Source organism: Micromonospora sp. NPDC049374, assembly GCF_040677165.1.
Classification (GTDB): domain Bacteria; phylum Actinomycetota; class Actinomycetes; order Mycobacteriales; family Micromonosporaceae; genus Micromonospora.
Map to the genome: position 1 here is coordinate 14,133 of NZ_JBFAQH010000030.1, position 18,736 is coordinate 32,868.

22 protein-coding genes and 1 pseudogene are annotated in these 18,736 nt (G+C 69.8%); 12 read left to right on the forward strand and 11 right to left on the reverse strand.

Annotated elements, in window-relative coordinates:
* Positions 1–4 precede the first annotated feature (4 nt).
* The gene (locus tag AB0J93_RS29385) at positions 5–346 is read right to left on the reverse strand and encodes a rhodanese-like domain-containing protein (RefSeq protein ID WP_363925593.1); all 342 of its coding nucleotides are present in this window, start codon (positions 344–346) and stop codon (positions 5–7) included.
* A gap of 169 nt (positions 347–515) precedes the next feature.
* On the opposite strand from AB0J93_RS29385, the gene trxA reads away from it, so the two are divergent.
* Complete coding sequence (gene trxA, locus AB0J93_RS29390) at positions 516–884, forward strand: thioredoxin (RefSeq protein WP_363925594.1); 369 nt, start codon at positions 516–518, stop codon at positions 882–884.
* Positions 885–937: 53 nt separating this feature from the next.
* Here the strand turns inward: trxA and AB0J93_RS29395 are convergent, their stop codons facing one another.
* On the reverse strand, positions 938–1,330 hold the full coding sequence (locus tag AB0J93_RS29395; RefSeq protein ID WP_363925595.1) for a DUF302 domain-containing protein: 393 nt from the start codon (positions 1,328–1,330) through the stop codon (positions 938–940).
* Positions 1,331–1,409: 79 nt separating this feature from the next.
* The gene (locus tag AB0J93_RS29400; protein WP_363925596.1) at positions 1,410–1,592 is read right to left on the reverse strand and encodes a hypothetical protein; all 183 of its coding nucleotides are present in this window, start codon (positions 1,590–1,592) and stop codon (positions 1,410–1,412) included.
* 67 nt (positions 1,593–1,659) lie between these two features.
* On the opposite strand from AB0J93_RS29400, the gene AB0J93_RS29405 reads away from it, so the two are divergent.
* The 4 genes from AB0J93_RS29405 (at position 1,660) to AB0J93_RS29420 (ending at position 4,419) form a co-directional block, all read left to right on the forward strand.
* Positions 1,660–1,929: a metal-sensitive transcriptional regulator gene (locus AB0J93_RS29405; protein ID WP_363925597.1), complete on the forward strand. Its 270-nt coding sequence runs from the start codon at positions 1,660–1,662 to the stop codon at positions 1,927–1,929.
* A 120-nt stretch (positions 1,930–2,049) separates the two neighbouring features.
* Positions 2,050–3,450: an MBL fold metallo-hydrolase gene (locus AB0J93_RS29410; RefSeq protein WP_363925598.1), complete on the forward strand. Its 1,401-nt coding sequence runs from the start codon at positions 2,050–2,052 to the stop codon at positions 3,448–3,450.
* 80 nt (positions 3,451–3,530) lie between these two features.
* Positions 3,531–3,773: a hypothetical protein gene (locus AB0J93_RS29415; protein WP_363925599.1), complete on the forward strand. Its 243-nt coding sequence runs from the start codon at positions 3,531–3,533 to the stop codon at positions 3,771–3,773.
* Positions 3,774–3,819: 46 nt separating this feature from the next.
* Positions 3,820–4,419 (forward strand): class I SAM-dependent methyltransferase, encoded by a 600-nt coding sequence (locus AB0J93_RS29420; protein ID WP_363925600.1) that lies wholly within the window; start codon positions 3,820–3,822, stop codon positions 4,417–4,419.
* Between the two features lie 324 nt (positions 4,420–4,743).
* On the opposite strand, the gene AB0J93_RS29425 is transcribed toward AB0J93_RS29420, so the two are convergent.
* Positions 4,744–4,980, reverse strand: coding sequence for a YgaP-like transmembrane domain (locus AB0J93_RS29425; RefSeq protein ID WP_363925601.1), 237 nt, complete (start codon positions 4,978–4,980; stop codon positions 4,744–4,746).
* A gap of 279 nt (positions 4,981–5,259) precedes the next feature.
* On the opposite strand from AB0J93_RS29425, the gene AB0J93_RS29430 reads away from it, so the two are divergent.
* Positions 5,260–5,946, forward strand: a complete 687-nt coding sequence (locus AB0J93_RS29430; RefSeq protein ID WP_363925603.1) for a DUF2202 domain-containing protein — start codon at positions 5,260–5,262, stop codon at positions 5,944–5,946.
* Between the two features lie 112 nt (positions 5,947–6,058).
* Here AB0J93_RS29430 and AB0J93_RS29435 read toward each other — a convergent pair whose 3' ends face one another.
* The 3 genes from AB0J93_RS29435 to AB0J93_RS29445 all read right to left on the reverse strand — a co-directional run bounded on the left by AB0J93_RS29435 (position 6,059) and on the right by AB0J93_RS29445 (position 9,583).
* A complete protein-coding gene (locus AB0J93_RS29435; protein WP_363925604.1) occupies positions 6,059–7,438 on the reverse strand; it encodes a HAMP domain-containing sensor histidine kinase in 1,380 nt (459 codons plus the stop codon).
* Positions 7,428–8,120, reverse strand: a complete 693-nt coding sequence (locus AB0J93_RS29440) for a response regulator transcription factor (RefSeq protein ID WP_363925605.1) — start codon at positions 8,118–8,120, stop codon at positions 7,428–7,430. Before AB0J93_RS29440 ends, AB0J93_RS29435 begins: the two co-directional genes overlap by 11 nt.
* Before the next feature lie 389 nt (positions 8,121–8,509).
* On the reverse strand, positions 8,510–9,583 hold the full coding sequence (locus tag AB0J93_RS29445) for a LacI family DNA-binding transcriptional regulator (RefSeq protein ID WP_363925606.1): 1,074 nt from the start codon (positions 9,581–9,583) through the stop codon (positions 8,510–8,512).
* Positions 9,584–9,619: 36 nt separating this feature from the next.
* Here AB0J93_RS29445 and AB0J93_RS29450 point away from each other — a divergent pair, with 36 nt between their 5' ends.
* The 4 genes and pseudogenes from AB0J93_RS29450 to AB0J93_RS29465 all read left to right on the forward strand — a co-directional run bounded on the left by AB0J93_RS29450 (position 9,620) and on the right by AB0J93_RS29465 (position 13,044).
* Positions 9,620–10,921 carry an MFS transporter gene (locus AB0J93_RS29450; protein WP_363925607.1) on the forward strand — a complete coding sequence of 434 codons (1,302 nt, stop codon included), beginning with the start codon at positions 9,620–9,622 and terminating at the stop codon, positions 10,919–10,921.
* 363 nt (positions 10,922–11,284) lie between these two features.
* Positions 11,285–11,477 (forward strand): annotated as a pseudogene (locus AB0J93_RS29455) (IS5/IS1182 family transposase); the annotation flags it as partial.
* A gap of 65 nt (positions 11,478–11,542) precedes the next feature.
* Positions 11,543–12,115, forward strand: coding sequence for an RNA polymerase sigma factor (locus AB0J93_RS29460; RefSeq protein WP_363925608.1), 573 nt, complete (start codon positions 11,543–11,545; stop codon positions 12,113–12,115).
* Entirely contained in the window at positions 12,112–13,044 is a 933-nt protein-coding gene (locus AB0J93_RS29465; RefSeq protein WP_363925609.1) for a CU044_5270 family protein, read from the forward strand. The genes AB0J93_RS29460 and AB0J93_RS29465 overlap by 4 nt, the downstream gene beginning before the upstream one ends.
* 344 nt (positions 13,045–13,388) lie before the next feature.
* Here AB0J93_RS29465 and AB0J93_RS29470 read toward each other — a convergent pair whose 3' ends face one another.
* The 4 genes from AB0J93_RS29470 to AB0J93_RS29485 all read right to left on the reverse strand — a co-directional run bounded on the left by AB0J93_RS29470 (position 13,389) and on the right by AB0J93_RS29485 (position 16,826).
* A complete protein-coding gene (locus tag AB0J93_RS29470; RefSeq protein WP_363925610.1) occupies positions 13,389–13,790 on the reverse strand; it encodes a hypothetical protein in 402 nt (133 codons plus the stop codon).
* Positions 13,791–13,992: 202 nt separating this feature from the next.
* Positions 13,993–14,874, reverse strand: a complete 882-nt coding sequence (locus AB0J93_RS29475; protein ID WP_363925611.1) for a hypothetical protein — start codon at positions 14,872–14,874, stop codon at positions 13,993–13,995.
* Between the two features lie 2 nt (positions 14,875–14,876).
* The gene (locus AB0J93_RS29480) at positions 14,877–15,281 is read right to left on the reverse strand and encodes a GNAT family N-acetyltransferase (protein ID WP_363925612.1); all 405 of its coding nucleotides are present in this window, start codon (positions 15,279–15,281) and stop codon (positions 14,877–14,879) included.
* A 489-nt stretch (positions 15,282–15,770) separates the two neighbouring features.
* Positions 15,771–16,826, reverse strand: coding sequence for a questin oxidase family protein (locus AB0J93_RS29485; protein WP_363925613.1), 1,056 nt, complete (start codon positions 16,824–16,826; stop codon positions 15,771–15,773).
* Positions 16,827–17,505: 679 nt separating this feature from the next.
* Here AB0J93_RS29485 and AB0J93_RS29490 point away from each other — a divergent pair.
* Both AB0J93_RS29490 and AB0J93_RS29495 read left to right on the forward strand, forming a co-directional pair.
* The gene (locus AB0J93_RS29490; protein WP_363925614.1) at positions 17,506–17,802 is read left to right on the forward strand and encodes a hypothetical protein; all 297 of its coding nucleotides are present in this window, start codon (positions 17,506–17,508) and stop codon (positions 17,800–17,802) included.
* Between the two features lie 138 nt (positions 17,803–17,940).
* Entirely contained in the window at positions 17,941–18,579 is a 639-nt protein-coding gene (locus AB0J93_RS29495; protein WP_363925615.1) for a DUF4241 domain-containing protein, read from the forward strand.
* Positions 18,580–18,736: the final 157 nt, after the last annotated feature.

The window sequence follows — 18,736 nt, forward strand, 5'->3', positions numbered from 1 at the left end:
AGGTTCACGCGTCCGCTCCCGTCACGACGGCGCGACCACTGCGGGCCCACCCGCCGGTGCCGCCAGCGACCGACCGAGCGTCGATGCCCGCGCGGGCCAGGAACTGTGCCGCGGACAGGCTGCGGCCACCGCCGGCGCAGATGACGTAGACCGGGCGGCTGCGGGGAAGTTCGCCCACCACTGCAGCCAGTTCTCCCACCACTGCAGCCAGTTGTCCCAGCGGCACCGACCGGGCGCCGGGCACGTGGCCCTCGACGTATTCGAACGGCTCGCGGACGTCCACCACGGTAACCCCGTCGGCGTGCGCGGCGGCGAAGTCCGCCAGGTTCACCTCTTGCATCTCCATCCTCCGTTCTGAATACCCCCAGGGGTATCAACGTCGACCATAGCGCGCCGGGCCCGGCTCGGCATTCCGCCCATCGTGTGCGGGTGTGAGGGCTGCGACCAGCGGGAATACAAACCCCCGGGGGTATGTTGGCCGAGGCGAGAGCACTGCCGAAACGTGGAGGTTGGACATGGCGAGCGTGGCGTTGACCGGCGCGAACTTCGAGGAGACCGTCACCCGCGACGGGATCGTGCTGGTGGACTTCTGGGCGAGCTGGTGCGGCCCCTGCCGCGGCTTCGCGCCCGTCTTCGAGCAGGCGAGCGAGAAGCACCGGGACATCGTGTTCGGCAAGGTGGACACCGAGGTGGAGCAGGGTCTTGCCGCGGCGGCCCAGATCCGGTCGATCCCGACGCTGATGGCCTTCCGGGGCGGCGTGCTGGTCTTCTCCCAGCCGGGTGCGCTGCCGGCCGCGGCTCTGGAGCAGGTGATCCAGGTGGTCCGCGACCTCGACATGGACGAGGTGCGAGCCAAGATCTCCGGGGAGCCGGCGAGCCGGTGACACCCTGACGACCACGGCGGGGGTGCGGGCGATGCCCGCACCCCCGCCGTTTCTCATCCGGAGAGGGCGTCCAGCGCGGCCCGCAGTCGGCGGGTTGCCTCGTCGGCAACCGCCCGCAGGTCGGCGGTATCGCTCAGCTGTACCATCACCTGCGGGTCGAGCGCCTGCACCAGGGTGGCGTCCGGCCCGTCGGCGCGGACCACGACGTTGCACGGCAGGAGCAAACCGATGTTCCGGTCGGCCTGCACGGCCCGATGCGCCAGCGGCGGGTTGCAGGCGCCGAGGATGACGTACTCCTCGAGTTCGACCCCGAGCTTCTCGTGCAGCGTGGCCCGCATGTCGATCTCGGTCAGCACGCCGAAACCCTGGTCCTTCAGTGCCGCCCGGACCCGCTCGACGGTCGGGGTGAACCCGGCAGACAGCCGGATCGTCATCGCGTAGCTCATGCTCTGTTCTCCCTGAGGTGAGATCGTGCCAGCCGCGAACGACCGGCGTGAGCGATTCGGCAAAGCCATGCCGGGCCGGTCAGACGAGGCCGCGCAGCATGCCCTGCCAGTACATCGCGGGAAGCCCGGGCCGCTTGAACAGCCACATGTCGTAGCGCGGCTTCGGACCGTAGTCATGGAAACTCCCAGGTATCCGAAGGGCGACCGCCGAGCACACCACCCAGGCGTGGGGAATGTGCGGGCGACCTTCGAGGTTCGGCATACCCGTGGGGGTATCCCGTCGCGAGATACTTACCCCCGGGGGTATGGTGGAGGCGAGAGGTGGGGCGATGAATCTTCGACCTGAAATGACCAGCGAGGCGCTGACCCGGCTCAAGCGAGCGCGGGGGCAGCTGAATGCGGTCATCGAGATGATGGAGAGCGGCCAGGACTGCCGCGACGCGCTGACCCAGCTGGCCGCGGTGTCGAAGGCCATTGACCGCGCCGGCTACAAGATCATCGCCTCGGGCATGCGGTACTGCGAGGCCATGCGCGAGCGCGGCGAGGCGCCGGAGATGACCGAGGAGGAGCTGGAGAGGCTCTTCCTCGCACTCGCCTGAGCGGCCGACCCGCCCGGGCTGCTTGACGGCGGTGCGGGCGGGTAGCCGTTGGGGGCGAGCGGGCAGGATTGTGTCCCCCAGATACCCCCCCGGGTATATAGGTTTGAAAGGAGAACGGCAGTGACAGTTGAGGTTTCTGTTATCGCGACATCCTCCCTGGGCGACCGGAGCTACATGGCTTCCGACGGGCAGGTGGCGATCGTGGTTGACCCGCAGCGCGACATCGACCGGATCATGTACCTGGCGGGGGAGAAGGGCGTCCGCATCACCCATGTGGTGGAGACGCACATCCACAACGACTACGTCTCCGGCGGCCTGGAACTCGCCAGGATCACCGGCGCCCGCTACCTGGTGGCCGCGGCCGACGAGGTCGGCTTCGACCGGATGCCGGTCTCCGACGGTGATGCAGTTCCGGTGTCCGAGTCCATGCGGCTCCGGGTCATCGCGACGCCGGGCCACACCTTCCACCACCTGTCGTACGTTCTCGACGAGGCCACCGACGGCGGCTGGCGGCCGACGGGCGTCTTCACCGGCGGGTCATTGCTGTTCGGGACGACGGGGCGCACCGACCTGCTCGGCAAGGAGTACGCCCACGAGCTCGCTCACCACCAGCATTCCTCGGCGAAGCGGCTGGCCGACCTGCTCCCCGACGGGGCCGAGGTGTGGCCGACGCACGGTTTCGGCAGCTTCTGCTCGGCCAGTCAGTCCGATGCGCCCGAGTCGACGATCGGTCGGGAGAAGCAGGCCAACCCGGCACTCAAGCTGGCCGCGGACAAGTTCGTGACCGAAACCCTCGCGGGTCTCGACGCCTACCCGGCGTACTACGCCCACATGGGCGTGGCGAACTTCGCCGGTCCGGCCCCGGTTGACCTCACCCCGGTGGCCCGCGCCGACGCCGCCGAACTGCGCGAGCGGATGGCCGACGGGCAGTGGGTGGTGGACCTGCGGCACCGCAAGGCCTACGCCGCCTCGCACCTGGCCGGCACGGTCAGCCTCGGGCTCGACGGCCCGATGTCGACCTGGCTCGGCTGGCTGATCGACTGGGGGGTGCCGATCACCCTGCTCGCCGAGACCCCGGAGCAGGTGGCCGATGCGCAGCGCGAGCTGGTCCGCATCGGCATCGACCGCCCGGCCGCGCAGGCCACCGGCGAGGCCGAGCAGTGGGCGGCCGAGCCCGGACAGCTACGGGAGCTGCGGATGGCCGACTTCCCGGCCCTCGCGGCGGCCCGCGCCGGGCACGTCCCCGCCGGCCTGCCCGCTGCGGACGTGGTGCTCGACGTGCGGATGACCAACGAGTGGCGGACCAGCCACATCGACGGCGCCGTGCACATCCCGCTGCCGGACCTGCCCGAGCGGGTGGCCGACGTACCGGCCGGCGCGGTCTGGGTGCACTGCGGCTCCGGCTACCGGGCCACCGCCGCAGCCTCTCTGCTGGCGAACGTCGGCCGGGAGGTGGTCGTGGTTGACGACAAGTTCGACCAGGCCGCGGACGCGGGCCTGGACATGGCCACCGACGCCTGAACCGAACCGTATGACGCCGTCCGGCGCCGGCCGGCATCGCCCTGCCATGACGTGTAGCGCTTTGTCCGTGAAAGGGATATATGAGTACCTCCGACATTGCCCGTCACGCCACCCTCGACGCCGCCGCCCTGCGCGAACTGCTCACCTTCACCTCCGCCCGTCGCTGGCGCCGCCGCCACCTCGCCGCACTGCTGCTGCTGGGCCGACAGGACTCCAGGCCGCCACCTATCCGAGCGGCTCGCCGCCCGCGGCCGGGAGATCCGCCCACCTGGCCGGCGGCCGACGGCCTCGACCGCATCTGTCGCCGATCTCGGCAAGGATGAGGGCTGCGCCGGAACCGATCCTTCGCACGTCGAGAGGAGCACGACGATGGACAGCGATGCCTGGGACGAGCGGTACGCGAGCGCCCCGGAACTCGTGTGGACCGCCGAACCCAACCGCTTCGTCGTAGAAGAGGTCGCCGGTCTGTCCCCCGGTCGGGCCATCGACCTGGCCGCCGGCGAGGGACGTAACGCAGTGTGGCTGGCCCAGCAGGGCTGGGAGGTCACCGCAGTGGACTTCTCCGCGGTAGCCGTCGAGCGGGGCCGGGAACTGGCCCGTCAGCGGGACGTCAACGTCGACTGGCAGGTGGCCGACGTGACCGAGTACAAGCCGCCGGCCGACGGCTTCGACCTGGTACTGATCGCGTATCTGCACCTACCTGCCGCCGAGATCGGCACGGTGCTGTCCCACGCCCGCGACGCGGTACGTGCCGGCGGGCGGGTCCTCGTGGTCGGCCACGACCTCGCGAACCTCTCCGGCGGCACGGGTGGCCCCCAGGACCCCGATGTCCTGCTCGCCCCCGAGGCGGTGGTGAAGGAGCTGCCGGGGCTGCGGATCCGCCGGGCCGAGACCGCTCGCCGGCCCGTGACGGTGGAGGGTCGAGCTGTGGACGCCCTGGACACGGTGGTGGTCGCCGAACGCTCCTGACCATTCCGGCGTGCACGATCGCCGAACCGCGAGCAGCTCACCTCGGTGTCGAGACCGAGGGCCGGCATCCCTGCCGACTGCCAACCGTGCACAGGCGAAGTCCAGCGACCGGCCGGATGCGGTGTAGTCGGCATAGGTGATCCGCCGCGGCCCGTGCGGGCAGTCCAGCACCTCACCCTCGCCGGCCCCCCGACGAGGTGCGGCAGCGGGGTTCCCACCGCGGAACCGCCGGCCCCGAACAGCCCGGTGAAGAAACCCACCCCGGCGCCGATGAGGGTGATCGCCCACCACGTCATCAGCCGAGCAGTGGGAGCACCCAGGCGGTCACCGGCGGGTTCTGTTCCGGCTCGCTTCCTGGAAGCGGCGGCCCGACAGCGGCATGCCGAACAACGGCGCCAGGGTGCAGAAGTTGAACAGTCCGGCGGCCAGCGGCAACAGGCCCAGCAGGGCCAGCAGCCACCACCAACCGCCCAACGACACCCCGACCACGATCAGCACCAACCCGAGGACGACCCGAGTGATCCGACCGGCTGGGGAGTTGAAGAACTGCAGGACTTGCACGACCACCCCCGAGCGTGAATAGGGACAATTATCCCAACTTCTGCCAGCGTATCGGCGAAGCCACACCGCTCGTACCGGAAGCGTGTCGCTCAGTAGCGGCCGGTGCGCCGGATCTTCGGCCGCCGCCGCTGTCACCCTTCCTGGCGACCGTTCATCGCCGGTACGGGTCGTTCACCGCCCAGGCGCTGGCATCCTCCACGTCGCCTCCACACGGTCTCCACGGCAGCCGCAGGCCGCGGCGGCACGGTGGTGGCGTCGGCACCGATGAAGGAGGACGAGATGAGAACAACGACTCGCCGGACGATGATCCTGGTGGCAGCCGGTGCGCTGGGCCTGGGCGGGGTGGCGGTCGCCGCGCCGGCGCTCGCGGGCGCCGGCCCCTTCGACCGGCCGGCAGCCACTGCCTCGCCCGGTTACGGCTGGGGTGATGGCATGGGCCATGGCGCTCGCAACGGTGCCGCCGGCCCGATGGGCTCCGGGGCGATGGGCCGTGACGGCAGGTGTGCCGGCGTGTCGATCACGGCGCAGCAGGGCACGCTCACCGACGCGCAGAAGAGCACCCTGGCCGCGATGGCCCAGGAGGAGAAGCTGGCCCACGACCTGTACCTGGCCTTCGGCACCAAGTACGACCTGGTGGTCTTCGACCGCATCGCCGATTCCGAGACGCAGCACCTGACCACGGTGCGGCTCCTGCTGCAGCGCTACGACGTGGCCGACCCGACCGTGGGCACCACCCACGGGAAGTTCAGCGACCCAGCCGTGCAGGCCACGTACGACAAGCTGCTCGCTGAAGGAAACGCCAGCCAGCCGGCCGCCCTCGGCGTCGGCAAGAAGGTCGAGCAGACCGACATCACCGACCTGAGGGCCGCGCTGACCGGCCTGTCCGCCCCGGATGTCACGCAGGTCTACACCAGCCTGCTGGCCGCCTCCGAGCGGCACCTGGCTGCCTTCACCCGCTGGTCCTGACCGTTCACCCACTACCGAGGCGGTGTCCGGCCCGCAGCCGGCACCGCCGCGCGCGGGGGCATGTCGAAGTCTGACCGGACGGACTGTGCCGGCGCGTCGGTGCGCCGTCGGGTCAGCCGGCGGCGGCCGGGATCCGGGCCGGAAGGCGGATGGTGACGCAGAGCCCTTCGCCTGGAGGTGACTCCAGCGTGACGGCGCCGCCGTGGGCGGTGATCAGCTCGCGGACGACGGCCAGACCGATGCCGCTACCGGCGATGTTCCGGGCGTCCCGGCCGCGGAAGAGCCGTTCGGAGGCGTGGGGCAGTTCCTCCGCCGGGATGCCGGGGCCGGTGTCGGCAACGGTCAGCAGCGCCTCGCCCGCAGCTTCGACGCGCGCCCGCAGGTGTACCCGGTCGCCGGAGCGGCAGAAGCGGGCGGTGTTGGCCAGCAGGTTCGTGATGACCTGGTGCAGCCGGTCGGGGTCGGCTCGGACGGGAACCGGCCGGTCGAGATCGGCCGTGACGGTCAGGCCGGCGGCGTCCAGCCGTGGCTGCTGGGCGGCGAGCGCGGCCCGCGCCACGGCGGCCAGATCGGCGTCGACGAGGCGCAGGGACAGTGCGGCGGCTTCGGCAGCGGACAGATCGGCGAGATCCTCCACGACCCGACCGAGGCGCAGGGTCTGGTCGTGCAGGGCGGCCAGCCGGTGCGGGTCCGCCGCGCGCAGGCCGTCCCGTAGTTCCTCCAGGCCGGCTTGCAGGGCAGCCAGCGGGGTGCGCAGTTCGTGGGCCACATCGGCGGCCAGTTGCCGGCGGACCCGTTCGGCGCGTACCACCTCCTCGGCCATGGTGTCGAAGGCGTGCGCCACCTCGCCCAGCTCGCCCGGCGCGGACACCGCCGCCCGGGCGGTGCGGTCGCCGGCGGCGAAGCGGCGGGTGGCGGTGGCCAGCGCGACCAGTGGCCGGGCCAGCCGCCCGGCCACATACGCACTGGCCAGCAGCGCCGCGGCCAACGCGACCAGCGCGGCACCGCCGATCCACGACCAGGCAACGTCGCGACCGCCCGGCGTCCCGGTGGGGAAGGCCAGCCGTACCGTGCCGACCCGCTGCCCGGCGGCGGTGACCGGCGCCTCCACGACCGTGCCGCTGCCGGTGTGCATGCCGGCCATGGAGCCCATGCCGCGGCCGGGCCAGACCATGCTGCCGCCGGGTTCCAGCACGACCAGGCGGGCGCCCGCTCCGTCGGCCAACGCCGCGGCCGGCGCCAGCTCCGCGCCGGTCCAGCTCCCGGCCTCGGTGTACGCGGTGTCTGCCGCTGCCGCGACCCGCTGCGCGACCTGCTGCCGCTGCGTCTGTTGGACGCTGGCCAGGCCGCGGTTGGTGCCCACCAGTGCGGCGATGGTCAGCACCGCGACCGAGGAGAGCGCGACCAGCACGAACGCCGCCAGCAGCCGCCGGCCCAACGGGCCGGACAGCGGTCGCCCCCGGCTGCTTGGCCGCGACCGCTCAGCGGTCACGGGTCCAGCCCAACCGGTAACCGACGCCCAGGACGGTCTCCACCACCCCAGCGGCGTCCGCGCCGAACTTGCGGCGCAGGTTCTTCACGTGCGAGTCGACCGTCCGCTCGTAGCCGGGAAACTCGTACCCGCGCACCCGGTTGATCAACTCATAGCGTGAGTACACCCGGCCAGGAGTGGCCGCCAGCGCGGTCAACAGTCCCCACTCGGTGGGAGTCAGATCCAGCCGATGACCGTCCAGCACCGCCTCGTGACGCTGCTCGTCCAACCGCAGCCGGCCGCCACCGAAGCCAGCCGACGCGACGGCACCGGCCGCACCGCGGGTACGGTGCAGCACAGCCTCCACCCGCAACACCAACTCCGTCGGGCTGAACGGCTTGGTGACGTAGTCATCGGCGCCGCGGCGCAGCCCCGCGATGCGCTCCTCCACCGTGCTGCGCGCGGTCAGCACCACCACCGGCACCTGCCGACCGTCGTGAGCCGCGGCCAGCACCTCCAAGCCGTCCACGTCCGGCAGACCCAGATCCAGCACGACGAGGTCGACCCCGCCACCGGCCACGAGGCTCAGCGCCCGCGCACCCGATCCGGTCGTGTGCACCGCGTGCCCGGCCCGTTCCAGGTATCGGCGTACCACGTCCCGCAACTCCCGATCGTCCTCGACGACCAGCACCGTGTCCGACACACTCTTACGCTCCCGCCGCCAGCGGTGCCGGTCCAGGGCCCAACGGCCCGCGACGCGCCGCCGGCAGGCACTGTCACGGATGAAGTGGCAACCTCCATCGAGCCCTTCACCCCGTGCCGAGCGTTGCCGGACCCGCAGACACCACGGAGCGCTCACCGAGTAGCGCAGCCGGCTGCCCGCGGAACGCGGTGCCGAAGTTTGGCAGCCAGATGGCGCACAGAAACCTTCGTTTCACGCCGTCCGGTAGGGAATCTCGTGCCACCGTTCGTGAAGCGTGGTGATAGTTGCCCTGGAGCGCTCCTCCCATCGTCGGCGGCCAGTGCCGGACTCCAGGACCGATCGAGCGGAGACGTCCGGCGGTGGAGGTACCGGAAGCGTGCCGTCGAGATCTATGAGGCCGTCGTATCGGGGTGCAGGAACTCGGGCGCGACCACGGACCATGGCACCTGATGTCCCTCGATGTCCCTCGATAGGGCCGCTCGCGCGCACGCACGGCCCTGCTCGCGTAGCGAGGCCGCTATGGACCAGATGCCTGAGGTGGTGGCCTCTCGCGTGCCGTCCCACCCGGTGAGCCCCGCCTGCCGCTGCGTGCGGTCCATCGCCGAGTGGGCCCCCAATGCCAGCTCATCGCTCATCGCGAGCACCACCACGGGGCCAGAACCCTCAAGCGTTCTCAGCAGCGCTGCGGCGGCGTCCTCACCCAGTACGCGCTGGTTGCGCTCCACCACGGCGATCCGGACGTCGCCCCAGTCGTGACCGGCCTCGGTCAGCGCATCGCGGTAGCCGGCCAGACGAGCCCCGGTGACCGGGAAGGGGACCGCCTGCGGGTCCATCAGGTCGACGGGCAGGTCGTGGCCGCGCAGGATGCCGCTGGTGCGGCGCCGGTCCAGGGGGAAGCTGATGATGACGGGAGTCGCTTCGGCCAGCGGCGTGGCCGCCGCAACTGCTGCTGCCGCCGCGCGGTCATCGGGCCCGATGCACACCAGCCCCGGGTGAGCAGGGCCGCCTTGGATGGCGGCTGGTCGCCCGCTGCTCGCGACGGCGGCCAGTACCGGGTCATCGGCGACGGTGGTCCACAGCACGTAGCCGTCCACCGCCGCTGTCAGCACCCGGTCGACGTCGGTGGCATCCCCGCGGGTGGGGATCAGCACCACTCCCAGGTCCTCACTGACGCAGACGTCGGTGATCCCGGCCAGGAACTGCGCCGCCTGCGGGTTGTCGAAGAGGTAGGACAAATGTTCTCCGACCACCACGCCCAGCTGCTTGGCGCGCCCTGAGCGCAGGGCGCGGGCGGTGCTGTCGGGGCGGTAGCCCAGTCGCGCCGCGGCCTCCAGTATCCGGGTGCGGGTGGCCTCGGCGACCCGCGCGGGGTGGTTGAAGGCGTAGGAGACCGTCATCGGCGCGACCCCTGCCTGCTCGGCGACGTCTTTGACGGTGGGACGTCGTCGCGCGGGTGTGGGCACAACAACATCATATCGTCTTGTGTAACGTTACGAAGCATGGGTCAAGACACGGCCGTCTCCTCGCCCCGTCCACCCGCCCTCGGTGTCCGTGCCGTCTATGCGCCGTACGCTGCTTTCGCCGCGTTCGGTATCTTCTGGGGCGCCTGGGGAGCGGCCCTGCCCGCGTTGCGTGACCAGGCCGGGGTCAGCGAAGGCCAACTGGGTACCGCCCTGCTCTTCATCGGTTTAGGGGCGCTGCCGTCGATGGCCTTTACCGGACGTGCGGTGGACCGCTTCGGGCTCCGCGTGGCGGCATGGCTGCTGGCGGCACTGGCCGGTGCTGGTCTCCTCATCACCGCCGGCGCCGACGGGGTGGTGCTGCTGGTCATCGGGATGCTCGTGGTCGGCGTGGCCTCTGGTGCCGCGGACGTGGCCATCAACACTTTGGCGGGGCGCGCAGAGCATGCCACCGCCAAGCCTCTGCTCACCCGTTCCCACGGGCTGTTCTCGGTGGGCGTGGTTATCGCCAGCCTGTCCACTGGAGCGCTGCTGGGCGTGGGGCTGTCACTGCTGGCGGCCTTCGCCGTGGTCGCGGTGGTGATGCTCGCCCTGGCAGTGGCTGCTCACCTGACCAGCAAGTCGCTGCAGATTCCAGCTCACCAGGGCGATGCCGGTACCCGGGCGGAAGCCCGCGAAGGTGCCCGTGCGGAGCGAGGGGCGCCGGCAGGCTCTGGCGTGGCCTCGCCCCGTGGCGCACGAAGGCTCACGAACCTGCTGTGCCGGATCAGCCCGACTTCACCCCTGTTCGTCGTGGGACTGGTGGCTGCGTTGGCCTACGCCATCGAGAACGCCCACCAGAGTTGGGGCGCGGTGATGCTCACCGACGTCTTCAGCGCCTCACCCCAACTGGCGGCCGTAGCCCCGGCGGCCTTTGCCGCCACCGCCGCGCTAGCGCGCCTGAGCCTGGCGCCGCTGTCGCGCAGCCGCCCCACCGCGATGTTGCTGGGTGGAGGCGCGCTGGCCACCGTGGGCAGCGCTGTGCTGGCCACCGCCCCTTCGGTCATCATCGCTCTGGTCGGGCTGGTGCTGAGCGCCCTGGGCACCGCGACACTATTCCCCACCTTACTCAGCCGCAGCCTGCGAGGCACCGACCCCGCTCAGCACGGCCGGGCCACCTCCGCCGTCGCCGCTACCGCCTACCTGGGCTTCCTGCTCGGCCCGGCCTACGTGGGTTTGCTGGCCGAGAGCGGCGACCTACGCGGCGCGCTGCTCGGCGTGGCCGCACTGGCTCTGGTCTTCACCCTGGCAGCAGCGCCGATCAGCACCTGGGCTGCGAGAAGAGCGCAGAGCGATCACTAGGACCGCTGGCCGGTCCTTGCCGAACACGACGGCGATCGGACCGTCGAGGCCCTGCTCATCGAACGTGACCCGGCCCTGTCACAGCGCGCCCGCACAGCGGCAATTGGTCCCGGCCTGCCCCGGATCGAAGTGCTTCAGCGAGATGTCCTTCACCAGCCACCGCCGACGCCAGATTCCGGGTCGGGATGCACCGGCTCGCCACCCGCCCAGCTGCTGTCCCCCCGATGCCGACCGGGTTCGCCGTCGCCGCCGGGTTCGTCGTCGGCGTCGGCACTGCTTGGCGGTACTGCAGGGAGTGCGATCGTGCTGCTCGCAGCGGTCGCCGAGAACCTGGCCACAGCGGTGTGGGCCTTGCCGGTACTGCGGCCGAAGCTCTCGCGCCGGCAGGAGACGGTCGACCGGGCACTCGCCAGGATCCGCGCTCGCGGCGAACGCGCCATCGCGACGCTCAAGACTTGGCAGATGCTGACCAACTGGGCGGCTGCCCGCTCCGCGCCACCGGGATGTGCAGGCCATCCTCGTGCTGCACCCTGTCGGGGCGAACCGCTACGCATGATGAGGAATGTTCCCGATGGTGGAACTCGGGGGCGGCCGCGGACAGGTACAGGTGTGACAGCTGAGATGCGGGTCCGGATCCGGGCCGGAGACACCGACGCGTTCGGTGAGCTCTTCGATGAGCACGCCGATGCGGTTCATCGGCATGCGGTGTGGAGTGGGTGCGATCCGGTTCAGGCCGAGGATGTGGTGTCGCTGACCTTCCTTGAAGCATGGCGGATTCGCGAATCGTTGCGTGCGGATGGAGACAGCCTGCGGCCGTGGCTGCTCGGGATCGCCACCAATGTGCTGCGAAATCGCAGGCGGGCGGCGCGCCGGCACCGGGAGGCATTGCGGCGATTGCCCGTACGCGACACCGTCCCGGACTTTGCTGACGAGGTGGTCGCCCGGATGCACGATGCCGACGAGGTGGCTGCGGTCATGGCGGGCCTGCGGGCGCTGCGCCGGGCGGACCGGGAGGTGTTCCTGCTCTGCGTGTGGTCGCAGCTGGACTACGCGGCGGCGGCCGAGGCGCTGGGTGTACCCATCGGGACCGTGCGTTCGCGGCTGTCACGGGCCCGGACCCGGCTGCGGGTGCTGACACAGCAGGAGATGGCGGGTACCCGAATGATTCCCGTCGAGCAGGGAGAGTACCGATGAGCGAGCCCACCGCCCCCCGGGTGTCGGCCATGTCGGCGCTGCGCCGGCAGGCACTGCGGCATCATCTGATGAACGAGATCGAGCGGCCGGCCCGGCGGCCACGGCGGATGCTGGTGCTCGCGCCTGCGGCCGGTGTGCTGGCGGTCGCGGTTTCGGCCGGGGCGATCGCCCAGCCGTGGGCACCGGACAGCGCGCCGCTGATCGTGACGGTCGAGCACGGAGAACGCAGTGGCGCGACGTTGTTGCTGAACCGGATGGCCGCAGCGGCCGCCGACTCGCCGGACCCGTCGTCCGCAGAGGGAGAGTACGTCTACATCAGGAGCCGGGGTGCGTTCGCTGAGCTGGGTGACGGTCCGGCGCGGCTGCAACCCGTGCGCGAACGGGAGATCTGGATCCCGCGGAACGAGCGAGGTGACGGCTTGCTCCGCCAACCGTCCTTCAACGTCCCGATCATCGGTGCGATCCCGGAGCGGGAGACGCTCACAGACGTAATACCGAACGCGGCACTTGTCGATCTTCCCAGCAATCCGGACGCCCTGCTGGAAAAGCTCTACCGGGAGCGCGACGAGCGTGGCAGAGGCAACAGCCGCGCAGGCGCAGCGTTCACCGCGATCGGCGACATCCTGCGCGAGTCGCTGGTACCGCCACAGACGACCGCCGCGCTCTACCAGGCTGCGGCGAAGATTCCAGGGGTCGAGGTGGTCCGCGGAGTCACCGACGCCGCCGAGCGGCGAGGGGTAGCCGTCGCACACACCGAGCGAAGCCGACGCCAAGAGTGGATTTTTGATGAACAGACGTACGAGTACCTCGGCGAGCGCAGTTACCTCGTAGCGGACACCGCCGACGGGCCGGCTGGGACGGTGCTGAGCACAACTGCGGTGCTGCAGCGAGCCGTGGTGTCGAACCTCGGACAGCGCCCAGACAGGTAGCTGCCCAGCAACCGGCGGCTCGATGCTGGTCGCAGTGCTGGTGGACGAGGCCTAGGCTCTTGAGCTTCGGTCTCGTCGTGCTTGCCGTCGCCCCGGGCGCGACCGATGTCGCGGTACCGGCGATGGCTGAGCAGTGCCAAAGCCTGCATCACCCCGAGGCACATCAGCGTGCAGCTGAGCTTCAGCGAACGAAGCACGCCCGCGTCGCAGTTGATTGACCAACTCGCCCGCCGATACGACCTCACCATCTACGACCCTCAGGGCGACGAGGTCACGCGACCTACGGACGTACGAACGCCGGTGGATCCTGCAATCGTGGCGCAGCTTCCGGCGAGGTGCGGACCTTACGATTGCTCTGGCGGCCGCAGGTGCGGAGCCAGGCGTTCTCCAGCAGAGAGGTTGTCACGCCAGTAGCGGTAGACCAGGCCGGGTACCACCTCAACCGACCCTGCTGCGACGAGACAGGTAAGAAGATGGCCCGCGGCTGGTGCATCGACGTCGAAGGCAACGATCAGCGGTGATTCTTCACCGACGTACCGACGCACCAGTGCGCGCTCGTCGAGGGTGGGTTCCCGGAACCGAGGATCCCAGAACTGGGTCGGGCAGGCCAGGTATGCGACGTCGGTGAAGACCACCTCGAGACCGTGGTGGTAGGTCAGGTCGTGTCCCGCGGCCAACCGAAGCTGGGAGCCGTCGAAGTGCAGTACGTCCCAGTCCCACCAAGATCCCTCCGGCAGTTGGATCACACCGCCGATCCTCCCATCGGTGACCAGTCGATGAATCGAGTCTGCGTCCGGATTTGCCGCGATCCGATGCTAGCGGGTGTGACGGCCTGCCGTTCGGCGGCTCGGCCATGCCGCAGACAGCGGAACGCGCGGAAGGTGCCGAACACAGTGCAGGCGTCATCGCACGCGTGGTGATCGGCCTATGCCGCCGGGACTGAGTTCGTCAAGCATGCTCCGGTAATGCCCTCGCCGCATCGGCGTGGTCGGTCCGCTGGAAGTCGATGATGGGTATGTCTCTAGCGGGGACACCGTCGATGCTCCAGACCACGGTGCACGATCCGTCTTGCTGGACAGTGGCGGTCGGTTGTGACGGTGCGGTCACCAGCTGGCGGCCGTCGTAATAAATGCCCTCGAAAAAGGCGGGCGGACGGCTAAGTATGAGCTTCCCGTGTAGCACGTCAACGCCTCGCCGGCGGTGTCCGGCCAGGAAGAAGATGTAGTCGCGTGGGCGGGTAAAGGTGCCCCGCCATGTGCACGACAGGGCGAGCCGGAAGCTTTCCCCGGGCAGGACGGGCCGGCGGAACCGTACCTCGATGATCTTTCGGTAGGGTTCATCGACGAGGGCAGACCAGGTCAACTGCAACCCGTCCGTCGGGTCATGGGCGCTGATGTTCAGGTCGCGCAGGTCCATGGGTGAGTCGCCGGCCAGCGCCTCGCGGAAACAGTACGAGGGTCGTTTAGAGACATTCGTGCCCGCATAGTCCAGCTCGAATACCCCGTCCTGCCCGCGGATTCGGAAGGCTTGCGTGACCTGGCTGAAGCGGTGCACGACGTCGAGCAGCAGCGGATCCGGCGTCCGGAGTCTGCTAAGCGCCAGCCGGACGTCGTCAGTGGGTTCGGCGTGCAGCTGCACGTCCCGCCTGGTCCTGTCACGCCGCCGTAGCCAGTGGACGACCGCCACCGCGGCGCATCCGATGACGAACGGCAACACCACGACGAACCCTGGAACGCCTCGGGCGTAGACCACACCCCATAGGGCGAGGACCAGGGCGCCGATCAGACTGTCGATGACCGCGTCGGAACGCCCCCGCAGCCACGCACCCATGGCTACGCTCCCGGTCCGAGGTCGGGGATCGTGCGTTCGACCCAATGGAAGCGGTACCCGACCCGGAAACCCATCCGCTCGAAGAAACTCAGCGCGGGATTGGCCTCCCGGACCATCGCGCTGATGTGCCCGATCCCGAGCTCCGCCAACCGTCGTAGGCAGTCGTCCAGCAGCGCTTTGGCTACCCCGTGATGTTGATGCTCCGCACGTACCGCGAGGTTCTCCAGCAGCGCCGAGCTGACAAAGGGGCGGCAGATAAGAAAGCCGAGCATCCCGTCACCGTCGTCGGCGACGGTGAGGATGTCGCGTCCGGGGTTGGCGATCCACTCCTGGAGGACCTCGCGAGCATAGAAACGGACGCCCTCGGTAACCTCGAAGCCGGGTTGCGCCATGCCCAGTTCGAACATGGCTTGACCGTCGTCTGGCTGCGCCGCCCTCACGCGCGATGGGCGACTCATCTCATTCCCGGATGTCGCGAGCATTGATCGCGATGGTAGCCCGCTCTGGCAACCACGGACCGCGCCAGTGTCCCGACGTACATGACTGGAGCGTCGATCAGTCCGGCGTCGGCCGCGGCCAATCAACGCCGATGGGTCCTGTGTGGCCAGCAGGGCGCTCGGTGGCGCAGGCGCAGCGGCCGACGTAGTACATGCGCGGCACCGACCGCAAGGACGGCTTGATCAGGTGCACGCTCATTTCGCCGATCGGGGCGTCACGGCACATGACCGAGGACGACAGAGCCCGGCGCGCGATCGGTAGCCGATGAGCGGTTGCCATCAGCGGGAGTTGGTGTCTGCTCGCCATCTTCGCTGGCGGCGGGCGGCGCTGTCTGCTCGACGTCCGGCTCGTGCAAACGGACGGGATCGGGTCAGGGCATCGTGCAGGGTGGCGGGTGCTCACCAACGTCCGGTCTGGTCTGTCGCAAGTAGCGAGGCGGCGAGGACGGTGGTGTCGCTGGTGGTGGCGTAGGCGTCGAGCGCGGCGTCGGCGAACTTGATGGCGTGTGGTCCGGCGGAGTCCACCGCGTGCTGCATGACCTCGGCGGGGTCCACATCGGGTGCGGCTGGCGGAGCGGGGCGTCCGGTCGTTGGGGCGTACGCGGCGGTGACGGCTGCCGTGGCGGCCCAGGCGGCGGCCAGGCTGTCCGCCCAGAGCGTGGCGGGCAGGGCGGGCAGGGTGCGCAGGACCGCGTTCGGTGCGGTGGCGGCGTGTATCAGCATGACCGGATTGGCATACCCGTGGGTGCCGTGGCGGACGACCGCTGCGTGCACGATTCCAGCCAGACGGACCGGGACAGCGTCTTCATCAGCGGTGGTTTCCCTGACGTGTTCTTCGCTGTGCGGCACCGCGCCGGCCACCGCTGGCCAGCCGGGAAGGTCGGCGAGTTGAGCGAGGCGGGCCCGGACTCCGTAGCGCTGGTCGGGTACGCGCGGCACCGCGTCGAGCGCGGTTCGTGGATCGGTGGCCAGGTACGGCCCGGCGCCCGGCGGTGCGAGCGGCTGCCAGCGAGCCGCCCAGTAGGCCAGTCCATTGCCGAGTTCGCCGATGCGGGGTGCGGTCTGCTGGTCCAGCAGCGCGCGCACCGCGTGGCCGACCCGGATCACGCCGTGGGTGGCGCCGGCGGCGATGCCCGGTAGCAGGCGGGGCCACCATCGGGCGAGCACCTGCCGCCAGGGCTCGTCAGCGAGTTCGCGGTCGAAGTAGTCGAGCCAGTCACCGGTGCGTACCGGGTCACCGAGCGGGTCTCGCCACTCGTCGGCGGCGATCGGCGCGATCCCCCGTGGCCGATCCGCCAACCGGTCGGCGTACCCGTCCAACCATCGGTGCACCGCCTCGCCTTGCCCGTGCCAGGTGAGTGCCTCGACCGCCATGGGCGCATGGTTGGACAGCCACCCGTCTCGTTCCGGACCGGAAAGCCGGACCCGCTGGTAAGCCTCATCGAGTTCACTCATGCGCTGACGGTAGAAGCTGAAGCACAGTTGAGGTCAACCACAACCCGGCTCTGCTGCCGACCGGGCGTGCGGGCCGCGCCTGGCACCGGTCGGTATTCCAACTCGACGGCACGGAGGCTCTGCTTATGGTTGTCGTGCATGGGTGCTTGGAGCAGGTGTCTACGCTTCGATGCTGATCAGCGGACGCGACTTCACCCTGTGGGATTGGGGGTAGGTATGCCGATCGTGCTGGGGCCATACCCACTATGTCCGATCTGCCGGCAGACCAACGGCGGGCTTATCGCCGTCAAACACCGCCAAGCTCACCAGCAGGTGCGACGCCAGCTCGAACAACCAGGCGGTGCCCAGTTGCGTGGGCGGGTCAACGAGAACGGCGCGTTCGAGTCTGTCCACCTGCAGCCGCAGCCGGCACGACAGTCGATGATGTCCTATCAGCCTGAACACAACCCGACCGACTTTGCCGTGCCCGTGAGCATCTGGCACTGCTTGCGACGTCTCCCCGTCCGCATCCCGGGCTCGGGTCCGCTGGCCCCACCTTCGACGGGTATCCGGATCTGGCCGCCGACCGAGCGCGTCACATGCGTAGGTGTGGTCGCGCTGAGGCGACCGTGTCGAGACAGAGCGTGCGCATGGTTCGGCCAGGCCAGGCCCGGAGAGCGTTCGACGAGACGGTCTCGTTGTGACCGACAGGGCGGAGCGGATCCGCCTCTTGACGGAGATGGCACGGACATTGCTGGCATCCGGTGTCGACGCGGATCAGGTAGCCAAGGAACTGCTCCGGCGCACCGATTCCCCGATCTCGGCAATCAAGGCCGTGGCCGACGCGACCGGTATGGGACTGGGCGATGCGAAATGGGTCGTACACCGCAACCTTCACCCGAAGCTTCGCGAGGCTGCGGAGAGCGTTTGGGATGAACTGCTCGACGGCATGAGCGAGTCGCCGGAGTCTCGCGGCGCAACGGACTCGGCATGCTGAGCCAGCTGCGCGTGGTGACGCGGCTCGGGCTGGCACCAGGTCAGGTGCACGGATCTGCCGCACCGTGGGTGTGGGAACTCGGCCGGTGGCCTGATGTGGGTCTCGGTCGGCGGTGGTGTCCTGGATACGCTGCGCGTCATGCCCTACGTGCCGGATCTGAGTGCGGTGTTGACCGCCGGGTATCGGATTGAGCGTGATGGGGTCACCTACCGGGTCGAGCCGTACGAGCTTGGGCTGTTGGTGCTGCCGTCCGGCAAGGTCGTGGGGTGTGATCCGCTGGTGGCGCACGCCACGCCGTTCGTTGGTTCGGTGGCGCCCGGCCGGTATCCGCTGCGGGCTTGGGTGGCGCTGGTGCATGTCGACGGCGGCGAGTGGCAGCGGCGGATCACCGCCTTGCAGTTGGCGGTGATGGACGAGCCGGTCGCGGCGTGGAGCATGGCGCTGCTCCCGGGCCAGGACGTCGCCTCGCTCGGTGACGAGGACTTCTTCGGGTACGCGGTCGACGCGGGTACCGGGACGCTGGCCGATCAGGTCGCCATCGAGGCACTGCGCGAGTGGGATTTCGAGAGGGTCGACGAGGTTTTCATTCCGGCGCAGGTCCCGCACGACCCGATCGACGCCGTCGTTTCCGCGGTAGTGGAGGAACGGACCGGAGCGAACGTGTACGTCGTCGGCTCGGGCTGGGGCGACGGCGTGTACGCAACGTACGTTGGTCACACCGCGGACGGGCGCATCGCCAGCTTCGTCACCGATTTCCGCGTCGTGCCGCTCGAATAGCCTCCACGTCATCGCACCGAGGCCACGAACTCGCGGGCGTACCACCCAGGATCGGGGGCACGCTATAGAGCCTGTTTCTGATCTTCCTGACGGGCGTTGTGGTAGGTGCCAGGGAGCTCGGCGTGGCGGCTATCAATCGGTGACGGGCTCTTGGTAG

Excerpts from the sequence above, each read along its gene's own strand:
- AB0J93_RS29385 (WP_363925593.1), bottom strand. The coding sequence starts at position 346 with ATGGAGATGCAAGAGGTGAACCTGGCGGACTTCGCCGCCGCGCACGCC.
- trxA (WP_363925594.1), top strand. The coding sequence starts at position 516 with ATGGCGAGCGTGGCGTTGACCGGCGCGAACTTCGAGGAGACCGTCACC.
- AB0J93_RS29395 (WP_363925595.1), bottom strand. The coding sequence starts at position 1,330 with ATGAGCTACGCGATGACGATCCGGCTGTCTGCCGGGTTCACCCCGACC.
- AB0J93_RS29400 (WP_363925596.1), bottom strand. The coding sequence starts at position 1,592 with ATGCCGAACCTCGAAGGTCGCCCGCACATTCCCCACGCCTGGGTGGTG.
- AB0J93_RS29405 (WP_363925597.1), top strand. The coding sequence starts at position 1,660 with ATGAATCTTCGACCTGAAATGACCAGCGAGGCGCTGACCCGGCTCAAG.
- AB0J93_RS29415 (WP_363925599.1), top strand. The coding sequence starts at position 3,531 with ATGAGTACCTCCGACATTGCCCGTCACGCCACCCTCGACGCCGCCGCC.
- AB0J93_RS29420 (WP_363925600.1), top strand. The coding sequence starts at position 3,820 with ATGGACAGCGATGCCTGGGACGAGCGGTACGCGAGCGCCCCGGAACTC.
- AB0J93_RS29430 (WP_363925603.1), top strand. The coding sequence starts at position 5,260 with ATGAGAACAACGACTCGCCGGACGATGATCCTGGTGGCAGCCGGTGCG.
- AB0J93_RS29450 (WP_363925607.1), top strand. The coding sequence starts at position 9,620 with ATGGGTCAAGACACGGCCGTCTCCTCGCCCCGTCCACCCGCCCTCGGT.
- AB0J93_RS29460 (WP_363925608.1), top strand. The coding sequence starts at position 11,543 with ATGCGGGTCCGGATCCGGGCCGGAGACACCGACGCGTTCGGTGAGCTC.
- AB0J93_RS29465 (WP_363925609.1), top strand. The coding sequence starts at position 12,112 with ATGAGCGAGCCCACCGCCCCCCGGGTGTCGGCCATGTCGGCGCTGCGC.
- AB0J93_RS29475 (WP_363925611.1), bottom strand. The coding sequence starts at position 14,874 with ATGGGTGCGTGGCTGCGGGGGCGTTCCGACGCGGTCATCGACAGTCTG.
- AB0J93_RS29480 (WP_363925612.1), bottom strand. The coding sequence starts at position 15,281 with ATGTTCGAACTGGGCATGGCGCAACCCGGCTTCGAGGTTACCGAGGGC.
- AB0J93_RS29485 (WP_363925613.1), bottom strand. The coding sequence starts at position 16,826 with ATGAGTGAACTCGATGAGGCTTACCAGCGGGTCCGGCTTTCCGGTCCG.
- AB0J93_RS29495 (WP_363925615.1), top strand. The coding sequence starts at position 17,941 with ATGCCCTACGTGCCGGATCTGAGTGCGGTGTTGACCGCCGGGTATCGG.